We start from the raw sequence: 20,123 nt of genomic DNA, 5'->3' as shown, positions 1-20,123 counted from the left end.
CTACGAAGCGTAACAACGGTGTCGCAAATGCAAAAAGTCTCTATCGGTAATATGTCCGTTCGGGCTTTGCCGGAATGACGAGTGACATAAATGGTACTCGATTATCAAACATCGTCATTCCCTACCGCGAAGAACGAGCGAGAAAATGAATCTCTCACATTTGTGAATGACACTTATTTTTTATTTTTATAGAACTCAAACAAACTTGAGAAATCGAGCTCCCCATAGCCGCTTGAGTTATGAAACGCATACAAATTACGAGCGAGCGACCCCATAGGAACAGAGGAATGCGTTTGCAATGCGGCATCCAGCCCTAAGCCCAAATCTTTCAGCATTAACTTGCTCATAAAGCCTGGTTGATACTGATGACTTGCCGGCGCACTTTCCATCACACCGGGACAAGGGTTATAGAGCTCTAACGCCCAGTTACGTCCAGAGCTTTGCAGCATGATATTCGACAACACCTTAGGGTCGAGTCCATGGTCAATCCCAAGATTAAGCGCTTCGCACGTTCCCGACATCAAAATACCCAACATGAGGTTGTTACAGATCTTCGCCATCTGACCATCGCCGGCTTTACCTGCATGGAACACATTTCTGCCCATGTATTGCAAAATAGCGTTGGCTTTTGAGAATGCTTCATCTGAGCCACCAACAATAAACGTCAAGGTCGCTGCTTTTGCCCCTGCTACACCACCTGATACTGGTGAATCAACAAATAAGAATTGTTTGTTTGCAGCCTCATTCGCGACCAGTCGTGCTGAATCAGGGTCAATAGTAGAACAATCGATTAACAAGGTATTTGGAGCCGCTAGGTTGAGTACCCCAACACCGCCGTGTAAGTCGCCAAGGTAAGCACTTCTCACCTGTGATGCTGCTGGTAACATAGTGATTACAGTACCAGCCCCATCCACCACTTCTTGTAATGAACTGGCAACGATAGCGCCAAACGGTTCTAACGCTTTCGCAGCCTTGGTGTCCAAATCAAACACTTGTACATTGAATCCCGACGCTAACAGGTTTTGCGCCATCGGGCTGCCCATATTGCCTAAGCCTATGAATGCAATGGTACTCATGATAAATCTCCTTCGTTTATGCGGTCTGTTTATCTTTCGTCTGGTAGCTCAACAGACCCTAACTCTGCCAGAGGATGTTCATCTTTTGCCCACAACGAGGTAAAGAGCGTATCAACAAGATCCTCATCAACTTCAGTCACACTGTTAAACATCCAATTTGGTTCGCCATCGCGATCGATCAGCCTGGCGCGTACACCTTCTTTAAACTCACCTAACAAGGCACAACGGACAGAGAGTGTGAGTTCCAACCGGAAGCAGTCTGCAAGTGGTAAACTATGAAACTCTTTGACTTGCCTGAAGCAAATATGCGCCGTGATAGGGCTACCAGCAGCAAACGTTTGTTTCGCATCCTCTAGCCACGGATTAATGTTATCCATGGCCATCACTCGCTGGGCAATAAGGTTCAGGTCAAATCCTTTACATGCTTGTTTGATTTGCTCCAGACATGGACAAATTTGTGTGATTGGTTTGCTGTCGATGACACTTTCTTCCATTAACGCTAACAGTGCATTCACCAGTTCTTTCGCGTTATTGCTTCCCCACGGTAAGCTCTGAAGCTCTTGCAAAAGGGTTGGATAATGCTCTTCCAATAACAACCAATCCGCAAAGCCAATTGTGACAGCGTCACTCGAATTGACTAACGCCCCGGTTAATCCAAGAAACAAGCCGACCTCCGGATCGATTTGGCTTAAGAACCAAGTCGCTCCCACATCGGGATAAAGCCCAATATTAATTTCTGGCATGGAGAGACGCGATGTGGGTGTGACCACTCTATGGCTTGCTCCCATAAAAAGCCCCATGCCACCGCCCATCACAATGCCTTCGCCCCAAGCTATGATAGGCTTGTTATAAGTGTGGATGAGATAGTCACACTCATACTCCAACGTAAAGTAGCGGGTACAAAACTCGGCAGTGGTGTCTTTCCCTTCGTCATGCATGACCTGGTAGATAGCCCTGACATCACCACCCGCACAAAAGGCTTTTTCTCCGGCCCCGCTAAGAATCACACACACCAAATGGGGATCATCTTTCCATTTCAGCAACTGATCATGGAGTTGAACTAACATGTCGTAGGTAAGCGCATTTAATGATGACACATTGTCTAACGTCGCAACGCCAATTCGATGAATAGCGTCTGTACACTCCAATTCAGTGATCGTTACCTTTCCTGCCATTTGGCCTCCTATTGGTTTTTCCATTTAGGCTCGCGTTTCTCAAGAAAGGCACGTACACCTTCCGTTTGATCTTCGGTATCAAAGAGATTAAGGAACAGCTCTCGCTCTTTGATAAGTCCATGCTTTAATGGTGCTGAGCGCATGTTTTGAATCAGTAATTTGCATGCCGCCACAGAGGATGGCGACTGATTTGCCACCGACAATGCCAACGCCATCGCTTTGGTTAGTGCTTCGCCTTTTGGCACAAGCTCCTCTGCTAAGCCTAGTTCGTTTGCTTGAGTTGCGCTGAGTTGTTCACCACAAAGAATCATACGCTTAGCCCAGCCTTCACCAACTAAAGCCGTTAGGTTCTGCGTTCCACCTGCACATGGCAGCAGACCCACTTTTGCTTCTGGTAATGCCAGCACCGCTTGTTCTTCCACTACTCGGAGATCACACGCCAACGCGACTTCTAGCCCTCCACCCATGGCATAGCCGTTTATTGCGGCTATGGAAACCCCACGAAAATCAGAGAGGGTTTCAAACGCTTCCCCAAACGCTCGAGCCATACCGAGTGCCACCGCTTTGTCTCCGTCAGCAAAAAGTTTGAGGTCTGCGCCTGCTGAAAAAAACTTCTCTCCATTCCCTGTTATGACGAGCGCATACACGTCTTTATTTTGGTTCAGCTCAAGGACGAGGGTTTTTAACGCGTTGAGACTGTCCGCCGTCCAGGTATTTGCAGGCGGGTTGTTCATCGTAATCACAGCGATATGATCATTAATAGTGTGTTGAATAGCGTCTTGAGGTGATGACATAGTTCGAATCCTTTCCTGATGAAATTGTTCGAATGCAGATTTACAGTAATGATGATTCTGCCGACAACAAACGGCGTGCGATGATCAAACTCATGATCTCGTTGGTGCCTTCAAGGATCTGATGCACACGAACGTCGCGGAAATAACGTTCCATCGGGTATTCTTTGATGTAGCCATAACCACCGTAAAGCTGTAAGGCTTGGTCACAGACTTGAAACCCGACATCCGTTGCAAAACGTTTTGCCATGGCACAATAGGTGGTTGCGTTTGGGTCACCGTTATCGAGTTTACTTGCGGCGTAACGAACTAGTTGTCTTGCTGCAACCAGCTCTGTTGCCATGTCCGCTAATTTAAACTGCAACGCCTGAAATTGCGCTAACGTTTTGCCGAACTGCTTACGTTCCTGCATATATTGAGTTGCGTGGTTAAGAGCCTGTTGCGCCGTCCCGACAGAGCAGGTTGCGATATTAATTCGCCCGCCGTCTAACCCTTTCATCGCAAAGACGAAGCCTTGTCCTTCTTCACCCAATAAATGAGTGGCTGGAACGGTGACATTTTCGAATGTGACGGCACGAGTCGGTTGACTGTTCCACCCCATTTTCGGCTCTTTACGCCCATAGCTGATGCCTTTCGCATTTGCCTCAACCACAAAAGCGGAAACACCTTTCGCTCCTTGCTCTCCGGTTCGGGCCATAACGATCAACACATCAGTATCGCCAGCTCCAGAAATAAACGTTTTGCTGCCATTGAGAATGTATTGATTGCCTTTTTTCGTGGCGGAAGTGGTCAGTGAAGCCGCATCAGACCCCGCATTTGGCTCTGTTAAACAATAAGATCCTAGCCACTCCCCCGTCACTAATTTGGGACAAAACTGCGCTTTAACCACGTTACTGGCAAAACTGGCTATCATCCAACTCACCATATTGTGGATGGTCATAAACGCCGTTGTCGAAGTACAGCCCATGGATAATTGTTCAAAAATGATCGACGAGTCTAAACGGCTCAGGCCCAATCCGCCTTGCTCTTCCGGTGTGTAAAGGCTCAAAAATCCTAACTCGCCCGCTTCTCGCAAAACCTCTTTTGGGAAGATCTGTTTTTCGTCCCATTCCGCTGCCATTGGAGCGAGCCGCTCCTCGGCAAACTGTTGAGCGGTATCGGAAAATGCACGTTGATCTTCGTTGAGTTCAAAGTCCATAAAAGCTCCTTGCTATCGGTTTAACGCAAGTGGATGGTGAGATTAGGTCCGGTTGGAATATCATCGTCAAACCAACGTGACGTCACCGTTTTAGTTTCGGTGTAGAAACGCACCGCCTGTTTACCATAAGCATGAAGGTCGCCATAAAAACTCCCTCGCCAACCTGTGAAGGAGAAAAATGGCAATGGCACCGGAATCGGCACATTGATACCGACTTGCCCCACCAGAATTTCGTGTTGATATTTTCGCGCCGCCGCGCCACTCGCTGTGAAAATTGACGTGCCGTTGCCATAAGGATTGCGATTAACCAACTCAATGGCTTCTTGCAGGGTATCCACTTCCATACAAACTAAGACAGGACCAAAGATCTCTTGAGTGTAAACCGACATGTCTGTCGACACTCCTCGGAATAATGTCGGTCCAACCCAGTTCCCGTCGGGGAAACCCTCTACTTCACATTGACTGCCATCCAGCACACACACCGCGCCTTGTTGTTTACCTAACTCAATCAAACCTAATACGCGTTGTTTTGCCTGCTCGCTGATCAGTGGGCCATAGTCAGCATCCTCATCATCCCAAGCACCTGGGTGTACTTTCTCCATCTCCTGTTTTAGTTCGGTAATCCACTCTTTAGAGTCACCAACAAACACCGCCACTGAGATTGCCATACAACGCTGACCCGCGGCTCCCACTGAAGAGCCGACTAAATTGCTCACCACTTGCTCTTTGTTCGCATCCGGCATGATCACCATATGGTTTTTCGCTCCAGCGAAAGCTTGGACGCGCTTAAAGTGTTTTGTCCCTGTCGTATAAATATCTTGAGCCACCGGAACTGAGCCGACAAAAGAAATCGCGCGAATATCGTTGTGCGTGAGTAGAAAGTCCACTTGTTCCTTGCGGCCATGAACAATCTGCAAGACGCCTTTTGGTGCGCCTGCTTCTTCAAACAATTCAGCAAGACGAATCGACGTTAAAGGTACCTGCTCTGAAGGCTTGAGAACGAATGTGTTGCCACTCGCAATGGCGACTGGAAACATCCATAACGGGATCATGGCAGGAAAGTTAAACGGGGTGATCCCGCAACACACACCCAAAGGTTGAGTCAGTGAGTAACTGTCAATATCAGTCGCGACGTTTTCGACCGTTTCACCCATAAGGTTGCTGGCAATATTTGCTGCTTGCTCAACCACTTCAATTCCGCGCCAAACGTCTCCTTTGGCGTCGGCTAAAATCTTACCCGTTTCATGAGAAAGCAGTACGGCAATTTCTTCGTGATGCTCTTTTAACAAGTGTTGATAGCGAAGCATTAATCGCGCGCGCTCTGAGACCGCCACTTCTTTCCAAGTTTGGAATGTCGCCTTGGCACTGTCGATTGCAGCATGTAACTCTTCATTCGTTGAGCACGGAACGTACGCAATCACTTCGTTAGTGGCAGGGTTGGTGACTTCTATCCAATCTGCTGTTTGAGATTCACGAAATTCACCACCAATAAATAAGGGGACCAAACGAGTCATCATTGACTACTCCTTTACTGACATTGCTGGAATTAAAGTGGTACCTCGATACCAATCGCTGTTGCTTCTCCACCACCGATACAGATTGCGGCAATCCCTCGCATGACTTTTTTATTGCCTGAATCGCCATCCACCCCTAATGCCTGTAGCTGACGCAAGCTGTGAGTCAACGTCACCAGTATCCGTGCGCCACTTGCACCGATAGGATGTCCAAGTGCACACGCCCCACCTTTAATGTTGACTTTATCAGGTTCGAGTCCCAGTTCAGCGATAGCGATTTGCGTGACAACCGCAAAGGCTTCATTAATTTCCCATAGATCGATGTCTTCTATCGTCCAGTCGAGCTTTGATAACAATTGCTCGATCGCATAAACAGGTGCGAGAGTAAATTCTGCCGGGTCTCTGGCGTGCGTAGTGTGGCCTCTTATAATGGCCAGTGGTGAGAGATGATGATGCTGCGCAGTTTCCTCATCCATCAGCACAAGTGCGGCTGCGCCATCTGAAATTGCGCTAGAATTAGCGGCCGTGACAGAGCCATGGATATCAAACGCCGGCTTCAGCCGGGCAATTTTTTCAAAGTTAATCGAACGCGGGTGTTCATCATAATCAAACCGTACAGACGACAACTTACTACGAACTTCTATCGGCGAGATTTCCTCCGCGAACATCCCTTGCTCTTGCGCGTCTAGAGCACGCGTAGCTGACATGGTTGCCCACTCGTCCATTTTTTCACGGCTGAAGTGAAGTCTGTCGGCGATTTGCTGAGCATACACGCCCATCAACAGTCCTTCGTAGGCATCCTCTAATCCGTCAAGAAACATATGATCATAAACTGACTGATGCCCCATCCGCATGCCACTTCTCGCCTCTTTCATAAGATAAGGTGCGTTAGTCATGCTCTCCATACCACCAGCGACAGCGGTGCGGATGGTGCCTGCTTTAATCAGGTCGTGTGCTAGCATCACGCTCTTCATCCCGGAGCCACACACCTTGTTGATAGTGGTGCAGCCAGTAGAAAGCGGCAACTCGGCTTCGAGAGCGGCTTGCCGTGCTGGTGCCTGACCGCAGCCGGCCGGCAACACGCAGCCCATAAACACCTCATCCACTGAAGTTAGCGCCGCTTGCTGGAGCGCACTTTTAATCGCGATAGCGCCTAATGCTGGAGCAGAGTATGTTTGGAGTTTTCCCTGAAAGCGTCCGATTGGCGTTCTTTTCGCACTGACAATCCAGATGTCATTTTCCATGATTCCCCATCCTTAAACGGTGTATCACAGCGTACGATTTTTCCCATCACAGTCGCTATCAAAAACTTTCAAACCAGCTTAAGTTTCAAATCCAACGACAAATCTTTCGTACTGTGATTTCTTGACGTTTACGTAAGCATAGCACTAGCCTTTACAGTGAGGTAAAGAAACAAGTTGATAAAAGAATAAATTTCCTCCGACCTTTCACCACAGGGTCCGACTTCGAGAAGCTCTTTTTATTCGAGGTAAGTAATTTGAGGTAAGTGTGTGATGGAAAAATACAAAATTAGTGAGCTTGCGAAAGAGTTCGATATTACGACTCGAAGCATACGGTTTTATGAAGATGTCGGCCTGATAGAGCCTGAGCGCAAAGGCAATATGCGTGTCTATCAGCGCAGAGACAAAATCCGTTTAAAATTAATATTAAGAGGGAAACGACTTGGCTTCTCACTCGCAGAAATTCGAGAGCTCTTTGAACTTTATGATCTTCAACAAACCGATGAGCAGCTGCTTAAAATGCTCAATATCATCGAAGAAAAACAAGCGGTGTTGCAACAACAGATGAATGACATCGGAGTTGTGATGGGTGAGCTAAACGCCGCCAAAGAACGTTGCTTACAGACGTTGCAGAAACACAATAAAATATCCACGCATCCCTGACTTTAATCCTGCTACAGGGGAAATGTTATGAAATCCGCTTACACCCCACTCAATTTTGGTCTCGGCGAAACCATTGATATGCTCCGGGACCATGTTAACGCCTTTGCTACTGAGCATATTGCTCCGATCGCGGCGCATATCGATCATAATAATCAATTCCCCGACTATTTATGGCCGCTGTTTGGTGAAATGGGATTGCTCGGCGTTACGGTAGACGAAGAATGTGGCGGTGCAGGAATGGGCTATCTTGCGCATGTCATTGCCATGGAGGAAGTCAGTCGTGCTTCTGCCTCTGTGGGGCTTAGCTATGGTGCGCATTCCAACCTTTGCGTTAATCAAATTTTCCGAAATGGCACCGCAGATCAACAAAAACAATATCTACCTAAATTAATCGACGGATCTCATATCGGCGCACTCGCGATGAGTGAACCAAACTCCGGTTCCGATGTGGTCAGCATGCAGCTCAAAGCTGAAGACAAAGGCGATCACTTTGTGCTTAACGGCAATAAAATGTGGGTGACCAATGGTCCGGATGCCGACGTGTTGGTGGTCTACGCGAAAACCGATCCTAGTGCGGGTTCGAGAGGAATCACTGCATTTATCATCGAGCGCGTGTTTGAAGGTTTTGGTGACGCACAGAAGCTTGATAAGTTGGGCATGCGCGGCTCCAACACTTGCGAGCTTGTATTTACCAATTGTGTGGTCCCTAAAAAAAACGTTCTCGGTGAAATAAACCGAGGTGTCGAAGTCCTGATGAGTGGCCTTGATTATGAGCGTGTGGTCCTCGCTGGCGGGCCGTTAGGGATCATGCAAGCGTGTATGGATATCGTGGTGCCCTACGTTCACGAACGTAAGCAGTTCGGTAAATCGATCGGTGAGTTTCAATTGGTTCAGGGTAAGCTTGCCGACATGTACTCGCGTATGAGTGCCGCGAAAGCCTATGTCTACACCGTCGCTTCGGCCTGTGACCGGGGTGAATGCACTCGTAAAGACGCAGCAGGTGTCATCTTATACAGCGCTGAGCTCGCAACTCAAATTTCACTTGATGCCATTCAACTGCTTGGTGGTAATGGCTACGTTAATGAATACGCAACCGGACGGCTACTACGCGACGCCAAGTTGTATGAGATCGGCGCGGGTACCTCTGAAATTCGTCGAATGCTAATAGGACGAGAGCTATTCGAGGAATCACGTTAATCACCAGCTTGAAAAGGAAGTCTCTATGGCCATCATAAAAAGTAAAACCAAGCCAACTGAAGAGCTGTTTCTTTCCAACAAAGCCGCAATGGAAAAGTTGGTGGACAAGCTGCTCGCTGACAGCGAAATCATCAAGCAAGGTGGAGGTGAGAAAGCGATATTACATCAAAAAAACAAAGGAAAGCTCCCCGTTCGAGCACGTATAGCTAGACTACTCGACGATGAGAGTGAGTTTCTTGAAATCGGCCAATTTGCCGCTTGGGAGGTATATGATGAGCCCATTCCATGCGCTGGTGTTGTAGCTGGAATTGGGACGATTAATGGCGTTCAATGCATGGTGATCGCGAATGATCCTTCGGTAAAAGGCGGCACATACTACCCTCTAACGGTAAAAAAACACTTGCGAGCGCAAGAGATCGCTCAGCGTTGTCGCCTTCCCTGCGTCTACTTAGTCGACTCTGGCGGTGCCAATCTCCCTCATCAGGCTGAAGTCTTTCCTGACAAAGACCACTTCGGGCGTATTTTCTTCAACCAAGCTCGAATGTCAGCCAAAGGCATACCTCAAATAGCCGTGGTTATGGGGCTGTGCACCGCTGGCGGGGCATACGTACCCGCCATGGCAGACGTGTCCATCATGGTTAAAGAGCAAGGCATGATATTTCTCGCTGGACCACCTCTGGTAAAAGCCGCGACTGGAGAAGTCGTCACAGGGGAAGAGCTCGGTGGCGCCGATGTCCACTGCCGAAAATCAGGAGTGGCGGATTACTATGCAGAGAACGATGAACATGCGTTGATGCTCGCGCGCGAGGCGATTGCCAACGCGAATCAACCCAAAGTGCGAAAAACGGAGCACTCCATCTCACCTCCCCGATACAACGCAGAAGAATTGTACGGCATCGTCAATGCTAATCTTCGCTTGTCGTTTGATGTAAGAGAAGTCATTGCGCGCATTGTTGATGACTCTGACTTTGATGAGTTTAAGGCACTGTACGGCAAAACACTCGTTTGCGGATTTGCACGAATAGAGGGGCACTTGATCGGGATTGTCGCCAACAATGGCATTCTATTTTCTGACTCTTCACAAAAAGGCGCGCACTTTATCGAGCTGTGCGCCAAACGCAAAACTCCCCTGCTCTTTTTACAAAATATCACCGGTTTTATGGTCGGCAAAAAGGTAGAGGAAGAAGGCATCGCCAAACACGGTGCTAAGCTGGTTATGGCGGTTGCGTGCGCGGAAGTTCCTAAATTTACCATCATCATCGGGGGCTCTTATGGCGCAGGGAATTACGGCATGTGCGGCAGAGCTTATGATCCGACTATGATGTGGATGTGGCCAAATGCACGCATTTCTGTAATGGGCGGAGAACAAGCGGCTGGCGTATTAACTCAGGTTCGTAAAGACATCAAAGAACGCCACGGTGAAAACTGGTCAGAACAAGAAGAGCACACATTTCGAAAATCGATCATAGACTTGTATGAGACACAGGGACATCCATACTACGCCAGCGCAAGATTGTGGGATGACGGAATTATTGACCCGAAAGACACTCGCCAAGTCTTGGCTCAGGCGCTTAATGCCGTACTCAACGCACCAATTCAAGACAGCGAGTTTGGTATTTTTCGTATGTAAAAAGCAGAATGTAAATTTGGGATAGATCGAAAGGAAACACATATGCACGAACTACAACCGAGCATTATTCCAAACGCTAAAAGGCAAGATAATGTGCTTTGGCAAGTTGACCGATATGGCGTCGCAACCATCACACTTAACAGGACAAAGAAACACAACGCTTTCGACGCCTGTATGATCGATCTGCTGATACATCGGCTCGATTACCTCGCATTGAGAAACGACGTTCGGTGTCTAGTTCTGCGTAGTAACGGTGAGCATTTTTCTTCTGGTGCCGATTTAAATTGGATGAAATCCATGGCAGACAGTACACGCAAGGAGAACCTCATCGATGCGCAAAACCTAGCACGTTTAATGGAGACTCTGGACGCTTTCCCACAACCAACCATCGCCGTTGTTCAAGGTTCAGCATTTGGCGGCGCTTTGGGGTTAATTTGTTGTAGTGACATTGCTATCGCGAGCAAATGCGCCAATTTTTGTTTAAGTGAAGTAAAACTGGGACTGGTTCCAGCGACGATAGCTCCCTACGTCATGCGGTCAATGGGTAACCGACAGGCTCGCCGCTACATATTAAGCGGTGAAGTTATATCGTCAGATGACGCAGAACGCTTCGGTATCGTTCATGAAGTTAGGGAAGCGAACGAAATTGACAGTACACTTAATGAGCTGATTGAGACACTGCTTGTAAACAGCCCTGATGCTATGCGCCAAGCAAAAACACTGTGCCACCAATGTCATCAAAACCCGATCGATTCTCATCTTATTCAATATACGAGCAGGTTAATTGCCGATATACGTGTGTCGCCACAAGGGCAAGATGGCTTACAAGCATTTCTCGAAAAACGCCCCCCGAAATGGATACCGACTAAGAGACCGGAGGAAAAATGAAACTGCCCTCAAAGGTAAAGATCGTCGAGGTGGGTGCACGAGATGGGTTGCAAAACGAGTCACCCGTCTCGACAAACTCCAAAGTCAGACTGATCAACTTGTTGTCAGATACCGGTTTAACTCATATCGAAGCCGGGTCTTTCGTTTCACCCAAGTGGGTGCCACAGATGGCCGACTCCAAAGAGGTGATGCAGGCAATTACTCGTCGTGGAGATGTCATTTACTCTGCACTTACCCCAAACTTAAGAGGCTTTGAGAACGCGTTAGATTCTGGCGCTAATCAAGTCGCTATTTTTACTTCCGCTTCGGAAGGATTCTGCCAGCACAATATTAATTGTTCGATTACAGAAAGTCTGACTCGATTTGAACCAGTAATGGAACAAGCGGCTAAACACGGTGTTCCTGTAAGAGGCTATCTGTCATGCGTGATCGACTGTCCTTATGACGGAGCAACCCACCCAAGCCAAGTGGCAAGTGTCGCCAAAAGTCTCATCAACATGGGCTGCTATGAGGTATCACTCGGTGACACGATAGGAACTGGCACTCCTCTCCGCGTCAGCGACATGCTGGAAGCGGTCATTGCCAAAGCACCACATCAGCAATTAGCCGTCCATTTTCACGATACGTGGGGACAAGCACTGGCTAATATTTATCAGGCACTGATGATGGGCATCAATACCATTGATAGTAGTGTGGCGGGTCTCGGTGGGTGCCCTTACGCTCATGGTGCGTCAGGTAATGTTGCGACTGAAGATGTTCTTTATCTTTGTCAGGGGCTGGGAATTGAAACTGGCGTTGATTTAGAACTGCTAGCCAAAGCAGGATGGATGATCAGCGATGAGTTACAGCGTCAACCAACATCGAAGGTTTCATTGGCGTTACGTCATCGCTATGAGTAATCGCTCTTAATTGCAGTTTATCTTCTGGCTACACTTCGTACTTGGCTTTATTACCGATATCAAAATGCAGTGGCATTCTCCATTTGGCTATTGATAAATAGCCCATGATGAGACCCGCTAATAACATCCCGACGGAAGCAATAAACAAATGGTCAAAGCAAAGCACAAAGGTAACGACAAAGAGAAGTAACGGGACGAGTTTTAATCCTGGAACTTTGAAGCAGTATGACTCTTTGAGCGCGATGCCTGAGAACGTTACAAAAACAAACCCTAGCGACAGCCATACTCGGCTCAGGTCATGATCACTTAACATGAGCACTAAACCAATCCAGCTCGACCAACTTATGGCTAAGCGTACCGTCTTACTGTAAACATGAATATTAGCGGCTGAAAACGCTGCCGCGATTCCAATAAAGACCAATACACTGCGGTAGTGGCTATCTAAGTCGCTGAACCAAGTAAGGAGAGAAAAACCGACAAGTGAAACAGCAAATAGGCTGATACCCGCTCGATACAGACAAACACTCACCTTATCTAAAAAATCTAACGTTTCTTGATGGTCGATATCAGCCATAAGCCATTACCCTCGCCGCGAATGCACTAAGCCAAAGTTAAATACGTTTTGGAAAACGAAATCTGCCGCCGGTTCGATAAATAACGAGAGAAAATAGAATGAGCATACAGCCAATGAGTTTGTTGGTCGTCAATACTTCACCATACCAAAGAATACTCAACACCACCGTCCATACCGGCTCTAAAATCATAATCAATGCGGCATTACCCGCCTGCACAAACTTCTGCCCCATGGTTTGCATCACATAGCGTAAGCTGGTCGCAAGCAAGGTACTGAGTGCAAACCACCACCAAATTGATGTATCTACTTCGCTAGGAAGTGACTCCATAAAATAGGAAACCACTAAACCAAGACAGCCCGCAGAGAATAGCTGTAAACAAGTCAACAATAACACTGGTAGCTTCTGCGAGTACTTACTGTTTACATTAAAGTGTAATGCCAACAAAAGCGCCGCGCCAAGAAACCAAAATTGACTCGCAGACTGCTGCCACCCGTCTGCCAGAGAAAGAAAGGCTAAACCGATAACCGCGATTGGCAATGAGATCCAAAATATACGCTGTGGCCTCTGGCGAAACATAACCCAAGCAACAATAGGAACAAACAACATTGACAGGCTCATGATGAACGCACCCTCTCCTAACGTATCGCTGATCGAAATCGCGTAGATCCACGTCATTACCGCACTACCTAACAGTAAACCTACACCACTTGCTGACAGCACATCACTTATCTTCGCTGACAGAAGTGGTCGGTAACACAGAGGCAGCAAACAAAGCGCTGCGATAGTAAATCGCGAACCGATAAAGCCAAAAGGTGGTAAGCCTTGTATGGTCTCTTTAGAGAAAATCCAACCAAGTGCCGCAATCATGGTAGTAGCGATAAGAATGATGGTCGCTTTATGTTCTGAGTTAAGCATAATTACTCACAAAAATACTCGGTAACGAGCTCAACAGACGAGCTTTTTATGTCGATAAAATCGATGAGGGTTATTGTCTAAGCATCACAAATACAGGCAAGAAATGAATTAAGAATGGAGCATGCTGACGTTTGCGAAACACAGATACTATACATGAAACCAACAATTTCAAAAGCGTTAATCTGCGCCAGATCACATTGCGTATCTGGCGAGGAAACATCACTCACATTTGAATAGTAAAACGTTATTAGATAGAGCGTGCGATTGAACTGAACATTCGTCACACCAGACAGTTCTGCCAGCTCGGAGCTGGCGGAAAGGCGACTCCTATTATCAAGTGCTCCTCTCCTGAGAACCATACGTGCAACCGTTACACGAGGTCACTCGGAAGCTTTCCCCAATATAATCAAAAATAAGAGCGTTGATTATCAATACATTTAAGGGTCCTTCTGAGCGATCAACCCTATGAGGGCATCCAATATCGGTCTGAAGGACCTACATGAGTAGAACTAAATTAATAGTACCGATAGAACCACGGAACTATTACTGGTTACCTAGCGTAGTAATCCAGAAGCTAAGAAAACTTCTGTATCATATGAGATAGCCCATTCGTACATTCTTGAACTTTCTTATTAACGTCATTCGTATCAAGCATTAGTTGATACGATTCGTTGTAGCTCAAGTTAAGTGACTGAATATTTTCATTAACCTCGTCCGTAACGTGTACCTGCTGTTCGATCGCAACTGCAATTTGCTGGTTTCGTTCGACGACATCTTGTATCAGGGTTTCAAGCTGCTGAATACTATCAAGTGCATTATTGAGTAATGACACTGTATTAATAGATTTCTCATTTCCCTTATCCAGTGCAGAAACAGCTGAGTTGCTACCATTTTGAATACTTTCAATCGCTGACTTAATCTCAGTAGTCGACATCTGAGTCCGTTGAGCGAGCGTTCTAACTTCGTCCGCAACGACTGCAAACCCTCGACCTTTATCTCCAGCTCTTGCTGCTTCTATCGCTGCATTGAGAGCGAGTAAGTTTGTCTGTTCAGCAATATCATTGATGACTTGTACAACAGTACCAATTTGGTCCGTTTGATGCTTTAACGACACGACAACTTTAGATATTTCTCCTAACTCATCAACTAACTCTAATACTGAACGGTTAACGTTATCTATCACCTGGCGGCTATCTGTCATTGTATTTTGCGCTTTAAGTGTCGCATCCGCAGTACCATGTGCATTATTCGATATCTCCGCAGAGGAAGCTTGCATCTCATTGACTGCTGTCGCTACTGAGTCTATTTCTGATTTTTGCGCGCTTAAATTGTTGGTTACACGAGAGCTATTTTCTGCCGCTTTATCAGCGTTGTCTCGAGTTTCATCACATGAATCTCTTACAGACACCCCAACTCGTCCTAATAACGCGCTAGCAAACTGTTTTCTCACTTTCATTCCGAGTTCGATTTCAGCGATATCATTCACTTTCCCACAGTAAATATACTCCATTAATGGATTATCAAAGTCTTGTCTTGACTCCTTCGCTAATTTCTCTAATGGTCTGGTGAGAAGGTAAATAGCAAACGTAGACAGTAGAGCAACACTACCAAATGCAAGCCATGGAGCTAGACCCAAGTTTACGAGTAAGTGACCAATAAAACTTGATAGGACGATGAATAACGCTGATCTCATCCAGAGCCTAGTACGTGGGAGGTAGAGCTGCAAAGGCTTACGATTATTTCGAAGCTTCTTATAAGCTTTTTCTGCTCGATTCACGTACGCGCGCTCAGGCTTAAAACGAACAGATTGATATTCAACAGTTTCTCCATTGAATTTGATAGGTGATGCAAAGGCATTCACCCAATAATACCCCCCGTTTTTCCGCTGGTTTTTGACCATGCCCATCCAGTGCTTTCCAGCTTGTAGATGAGACCACATGTCTTTAAACGCTTGCTTTGGCATATCAGGATGACGGACCACGTTATGTGGTTTCCCTATCAGTTCACCATCTTCAAAACCAGCCACTTCATTAAAATGCGCACTGGCATAGGTGATATAACTCGAAGGGTCTGTAATAGAAACTAAGTTATAATTTGAAGGGTAATCATATTCCATTAATCAACATCCTTTAATATAGAAAAAATATATATTATCCAACAATTAACACAAAACAAACATATTTCTGACATTAAAATCATGAAATGAAATTTTAAAATTTACTTATTTTTCCTAGATAAATAACATTTAACTTTGAAGTGTAAGATTGAGTTTCTTATATCAGTAGAGACGGATTAAAAATATCTAAATTAAATGAAATGTCAAAGATGTGGTTGTAGTCTTCTTTCTCATCTGGAGTCAAGAAAACATCAGTAGCAGAATCTTAATAAAGCAGAGTTATTAGGGATACTTATCACATTTTGGGTAGAGTCGACATGATGCACAAAATATTATTTATATTGAAAGAGTAAAAACATCTTATTAAAAAACTAATGACTTATCACTAATCACTACCCCAGCCAGGATGATGAAATTATAGGCAACATTTCTATTTTTTTAACCACTTAGATATATTTTCTGGTCGTTGTATATAATAACCCTGAAAGTGACCCTCGTTCATAAAACATACAATTTGATTGGATAAAGAGCTGACTTATAGATTGAAGTAATTGAGCTAAATCCGGAGTCTAGGTCATCTATTGATATTTTAAAGACAATTTTAGCTAACCGCTTAATTTGAAGTAAGACATCAATGTTATTATCAAGTCTATACGACTCAGTTATTTCAAGAACTATAAGGTTAGGTGAGTGTGCTCTATATTAACTGGGTCTCAAGAGTTTAAAATTTAGTCGCGACGAAAGTGTTTGAGCTGACTAGGGATAATTCAACGCTAGAATTAACTACTTTGTTCAATGTTGAAGCGATAAGCGATGAAACTTAGCTCAGAAAACATCCTCTTTTATACGACTTAATCTTGATAACAGAGTGTAATAGAATATATTACGATACGGAGCATTTGGTTCAGAAAATGAATACCTGGTTCCAATTTTCGCCCATTGTTTAAACTGGTATCACTATCATGAAATTTTTCATAGCTTAATTTAACTTCGCTTTTAGCAATGGATTGAGTAAATAGTTGAGAACCGTTTTCTTACCTCCTAATACATCGACCTGAGCGATCATGCCTGGACGAATTGGATACTGTATCCCCTCTTTTTCCAAAAAGTTTGTCTCTGTTTTAACGAGGATTTGATAGAAATAGGCTTTTCCTTGAGCGGTTTCTTCTTCGATCGTATCGGGGCTAATTTGCACCACCTCACCTTCTAAGTCTCCGTAAATAGCAAAGTCGTAAGCAGTAACTTTTACTTTTGCTGACATTCCAGGAGCGAGAAATGCGATGTCTTCTGGGGCAATTTTAGCTTCAACTAACAATTGCTCATCAATAGGCAGCACATACATTATCGGCTCTCCAGGTTGAACAACACCGCCTTTTGTCGTAACAACGATATCATTGACCATGCCTTTTACTGGTGAAACGATCTCAGTACGTGACAACTGATCTTGCCTCTGAACTAAGGCTTCATTAAGTACATTTAGCTCCGCTTTTTTCTGTGTTAATTCCGTGTAGGCGTCTTGCATATAGCTGTTATTCACTTCTATGACTTGGCCTTTGAGGTCTTCTAACTCTTTTTCTAGGCGCAATACTTCCATTTTGCTGACAGACGCGGATTTCACCATGGGTCTCAAGATAGCCAATTGTTCTTCTACCAGCGTTGCTCGTCGTTTTAATCCGGCAATCTTTTCTTTGTTACTATTTCTTCGGGCTTCAAACAGCGCTTGCTCAAAAGCCAAATCCTTATCATCAATGCGAGCGTGATCTGGAAAGATTAATGATGGTTGTTTTTTTACTTCCGCTTCTAATCTGGTAATGGATGCCAATAGCGATGAAACTTGACTCTCTCCCTCGCGAAATGCGGCCTGAAAACGAGTTTTATCCATGTGGATTAGAATATCGCCTTCGCTGACAAGCTGCCCTTCTTTCACCAGTAGTTGCTGTACGATCCCCCCTTCCAAACTCTGAATTTTCTGTAGTCGACTAGAAGGAATGATCTTCCCTTCTCCTCTCGTGACTTCGTCAATTTCTGAGAAAGCGGCCCACATGATAAATACGGCTACGATAAAAGAACATAACCATAGCGCTGGCCGAGCAGAAAGAATACGCTCGTCTCCTGTTAGTTTGCTTGCCGTACCCATGTTTTCACCTTTGGTTGCTGATTTCCTAAAATCTTGCCAAAATCGCCTTCCATCGCAACGCTCCCGCTCTTTAAAACAATCCCACTGTTGCCGAGGCTAAGCATGCTCCGCTTGTGTGTAGACATCACCAATGTTTTACCTTTCAGCCACGTACTCATAAATCGAATCACCTTTTCTTCATTACTCTGATCAAACGCGGAGGTAGGTTCATCGAGTAAAACAATTCGTGGGTTTTGCAATATGAGACGAGCTAATGCAACGGCTTGACGCTGCCCTCCAGACAAGCTTCGGTTGCCTAAAATAGGCATATCTAATCCTAAAGGATGTGCTCGAACGGCAGCTCCCAGACCAATATTATCGAGCACATCAAAGATGGCTTCATCAGAGTGAGTGTCGCCACTAATGAGTAGGTTTTCACGTAAGGTACCGTAAAAAAGTGCCGAGTCTTGAGGCAGATACCCAATATCTCGCTGACGGTCACTGGGATCAAGTTGGGTCATGGAAATATCATCCAGTAACAGCTGACCACCATCAATATCTTCTAATCCGGCAAGTACGCGTAAGAGACTGGATTTTCCGGCACCATTACCACCGAGTAAAATAGTGTGACTCCCAGCTTTGATGCTGAGTTTTTCAATAGAGAGCGCTTTTTGCCCTTCCTCGCCATACGTTAGACACACATTTTCTAACTGATAATCCCCATTCAATTGCGATTTTTCAGCGAATTGACGTCCCGCAGGACGCTCTACAGGAGCCTGCATGATTTGATCAAGTCCTTCGAGAGCGACTTTTACATGTTGCCAGCGTACCAGCACACCAGTAATTTGGTTAACTGGTGCAATAGCACGAGACGTGAGCATAGTGCAGGCTATCAATGCCCCGATTGTCATTTCGCTTGCACTTATCTGATAAACACCAACAACGACAACGAAAATGAACCCCAACTGCTGAACCATTGATGCGCCATAACTGAGCTTGTTCGACAAACTTTTTAGATCGATACTGTCGGCGGCTTGTTTTTTCGTCAGCAGTTCCCAAAGAAAAAGGTTACGTGAAGTCGCGTTAGTCGCTTTGACTGTTTCAAGATTTTCTATCACCTCAATCATAAGGCCATGTTTAATAGCACCTTCTTTCAACCCTTCTCTCGACAGCCGAGCTAACTTGCCCTGCATAAGCAGGCTGGGTAATAACATAAGTATGATAGCGATCACCGGCACCCAAACCACAGGGCCACCGAGATACCAAATCACTAATAAGAAGAGGAAAATAAAAGGGAAATCACTGATCGTCGCTGCCGTCGATGAGGTAAAAAACTCGCGAATTGTTTCGAACTCTTTTAACTGACTAGAAAATGCCCCGACGGATTGCGGTTTAGCTTTTAAGCGCATGTGCAGTACTTGATAAAACAAGCGAGAGGAAAGCTCAAGATCGAGCTTTTTACCTGTCACATCCAAAAGGTAAGCACGTAATATACGCAGCAAAAAGTCAAAAACTATCGCAATGACTACCCCTGACGTCAATATAAACAAAGTATCGAACGCATCACTAGGTACAACCCTATCGTATACTTGTAGCGCAAACAGTGAAGTTGCGATAGCCAGGATATTAGCGAATAAGGAAGAGACACCAACGTCGACGTATGTTGGCCAACATTTTAGAAGTTGCGACTTCAACCAATGTTTTTTATAAGGTTCCGCATACCCTTCCGCACGGTTATCGGATTTATATGCAACGCTCGCGACAACGACATCTCCCGTCCATCGACTTTCAATCTCAGTACGAGAGATAACCTTTTGCCCTTCTGTAACAGGGCAAAAGACGGTGAACTGCTCATCGTTAACATTAAGAAGAATAATACCTTCATCATCTTCAGTGAGTAATAGAGCGGGTAAGTACTTATTATCCAACTTCTCTAGGGACTTTTCGAAGATAACAGCAGATATACCCTGATTGTCTAATGCTCTGGTAATCAGATCGCTTGAAAACTTGCCATCTTTTAATGGTAGCCCCTCACCAATCACATTGTAGCGAATCGGTTTACCAATCAGCGCACAATAATTGATGAGCACATCCCTTAGAGGGTCTTTACTCTGTGTCTGATTCAATCT

Annotated in this window: 16 protein-coding genes; 5 read left to right on the top strand and 11 right to left on the bottom strand. The window is 45.5% G+C overall.

Going from position 1 to position 20,123, the window contains the following annotated elements:
* Positions 1 to 173 precede the first annotated feature (173 nt).
* From mmsB to L3V31_RS04525, 6 genes are read right to left on the bottom strand one after another with little or no spacing between them, the layout of a single operon-like run.
* Positions 174 to 1,076: a 3-hydroxyisobutyrate dehydrogenase gene (gene mmsB / locus L3V31_RS04550; protein WP_237314933.1), complete on the bottom strand. Its 903-nt coding sequence runs from the start codon at positions 1,074 to 1,076 to the stop codon at positions 174 to 176.
* Between the two features lie 29 nt (positions 1,077 to 1,105).
* A complete protein-coding gene (locus tag L3V31_RS04545) occupies positions 1,106 to 2,251 on the bottom strand; it encodes an enoyl-CoA hydratase/isomerase family protein (RefSeq protein ID WP_237314932.1) in 1,146 nt (381 codons plus the stop codon).
* A gap of 8 nt (positions 2,252 to 2,259) precedes the next feature.
* Positions 2,260 to 3,045, bottom strand: a complete 786-nt coding sequence (locus tag L3V31_RS04540; RefSeq protein WP_237314931.1) for an enoyl-CoA hydratase — start codon at positions 3,043 to 3,045, stop codon at positions 2,260 to 2,262.
* A 40-nt stretch (positions 3,046 to 3,085) separates the two neighbouring features.
* Positions 3,086 to 4,240 carry an acyl-CoA dehydrogenase family protein gene (locus L3V31_RS04535; RefSeq protein ID WP_237314930.1) on the bottom strand — a complete coding sequence of 385 codons (1,155 nt, stop codon included), beginning with the start codon at positions 4,238 to 4,240 and terminating at the stop codon, positions 3,086 to 3,088.
* A gap of 20 nt (positions 4,241 to 4,260) precedes the next feature.
* Positions 4,261 to 5,754 (bottom strand): CoA-acylating methylmalonate-semialdehyde dehydrogenase, encoded by a 1,494-nt coding sequence (locus tag L3V31_RS04530; protein WP_237315006.1) that lies wholly within the window; start codon positions 5,752 to 5,754, stop codon positions 4,261 to 4,263.
* 32 nt (positions 5,755 to 5,786) lie between these two features.
* Positions 5,787 to 6,998 (bottom strand): thiolase family protein, encoded by a 1,212-nt coding sequence (locus L3V31_RS04525; protein ID WP_237314929.1) that lies wholly within the window; start codon positions 6,996 to 6,998, stop codon positions 5,787 to 5,789.
* A gap of 270 nt (positions 6,999 to 7,268) precedes the next feature.
* Here L3V31_RS04525 and L3V31_RS04520 point away from each other — a divergent pair, with 270 nt between their 5' ends.
* The 5 genes from L3V31_RS04520 to L3V31_RS04500 are packed head-to-tail and all read left to right on the top strand — an operon-like array spanning position 7,269 to position 12,272.
* Entirely contained in the window at positions 7,269 to 7,658 is a 390-nt protein-coding gene (locus L3V31_RS04520; protein WP_237314928.1) for a MerR family DNA-binding transcriptional regulator, read from the top strand.
* 27 nt (positions 7,659 to 7,685) lie between these two features.
* A complete protein-coding gene (locus L3V31_RS04515) occupies positions 7,686 to 8,855 on the top strand; it encodes an isovaleryl-CoA dehydrogenase (protein WP_237314927.1) in 1,170 nt (389 codons plus the stop codon).
* A gap of 25 nt (positions 8,856 to 8,880) precedes the next feature.
* Positions 8,881 to 10,485 (top strand): carboxyl transferase domain-containing protein, encoded by a 1,605-nt coding sequence (locus L3V31_RS04510; RefSeq protein ID WP_237314926.1) that lies wholly within the window; start codon positions 8,881 to 8,883, stop codon positions 10,483 to 10,485.
* Between the two features lie 42 nt (positions 10,486 to 10,527).
* Positions 10,528 to 11,373 (top strand): enoyl-CoA hydratase-related protein, encoded by an 846-nt coding sequence (locus L3V31_RS04505; RefSeq protein ID WP_237314925.1) that lies wholly within the window; start codon positions 10,528 to 10,530, stop codon positions 11,371 to 11,373.
* A complete protein-coding gene (locus L3V31_RS04500) occupies positions 11,370 to 12,272 on the top strand; it encodes a hydroxymethylglutaryl-CoA lyase (protein ID WP_237314924.1) in 903 nt (300 codons plus the stop codon). Before L3V31_RS04505 ends, L3V31_RS04500 begins: the two co-directional genes overlap by 4 nt.
* A gap of 28 nt (positions 12,273 to 12,300) precedes the next feature.
* Here the strand turns inward: L3V31_RS04500 and L3V31_RS04495 are convergent, their stop codons facing one another.
* The 5 genes from L3V31_RS04495 to L3V31_RS04475 form a co-directional block, all read right to left on the bottom strand.
* Complete coding sequence (locus L3V31_RS04495; protein WP_237314923.1) at positions 12,301 to 12,846, bottom strand: DUF2301 domain-containing membrane protein; 546 nt, start codon at positions 12,844 to 12,846, stop codon at positions 12,301 to 12,303.
* A 37-nt stretch (positions 12,847 to 12,883) separates the two neighbouring features.
* The gene (locus tag L3V31_RS04490) at positions 12,884 to 13,762 is read right to left on the bottom strand and encodes a DMT family transporter (protein WP_237314922.1); all 879 of its coding nucleotides are present in this window, start codon (positions 13,760 to 13,762) and stop codon (positions 12,884 to 12,886) included.
* A 574-nt stretch (positions 13,763 to 14,336) separates the two neighbouring features.
* A complete protein-coding gene (locus L3V31_RS04485; RefSeq protein ID WP_237314921.1) occupies positions 14,337 to 15,878 on the bottom strand; it encodes a PAS domain-containing methyl-accepting chemotaxis protein in 1,542 nt (513 codons plus the stop codon).
* A gap of 979 nt (positions 15,879 to 16,857) precedes the next feature.
* Positions 16,858 to 18,015, bottom strand: coding sequence for an HlyD family efflux transporter periplasmic adaptor subunit (locus tag L3V31_RS04480; RefSeq protein ID WP_237314920.1), 1,158 nt, complete (start codon positions 18,013 to 18,015; stop codon positions 16,858 to 16,860).
* Positions 17,994 to 20,120: a type I secretion system permease/ATPase gene (locus L3V31_RS04475; protein ID WP_237314919.1), complete on the bottom strand. Its 2,127-nt coding sequence runs from the start codon at positions 20,118 to 20,120 to the stop codon at positions 17,994 to 17,996. The genes L3V31_RS04480 and L3V31_RS04475 overlap by 22 nt, the downstream gene beginning before the upstream one ends.
* Positions 20,121 to 20,123 lie beyond the last annotated feature (3 nt).

The sequence above is a fragment of the Vibrio sp. J1-1 genome, assembly GCF_021728395.1.
GTDB lineage: Bacteria > Pseudomonadota > Gammaproteobacteria > Enterobacterales > Vibrionaceae > Vibrio.
This window is presented reverse-complemented; position numbering and strand designations above follow the sequence as displayed.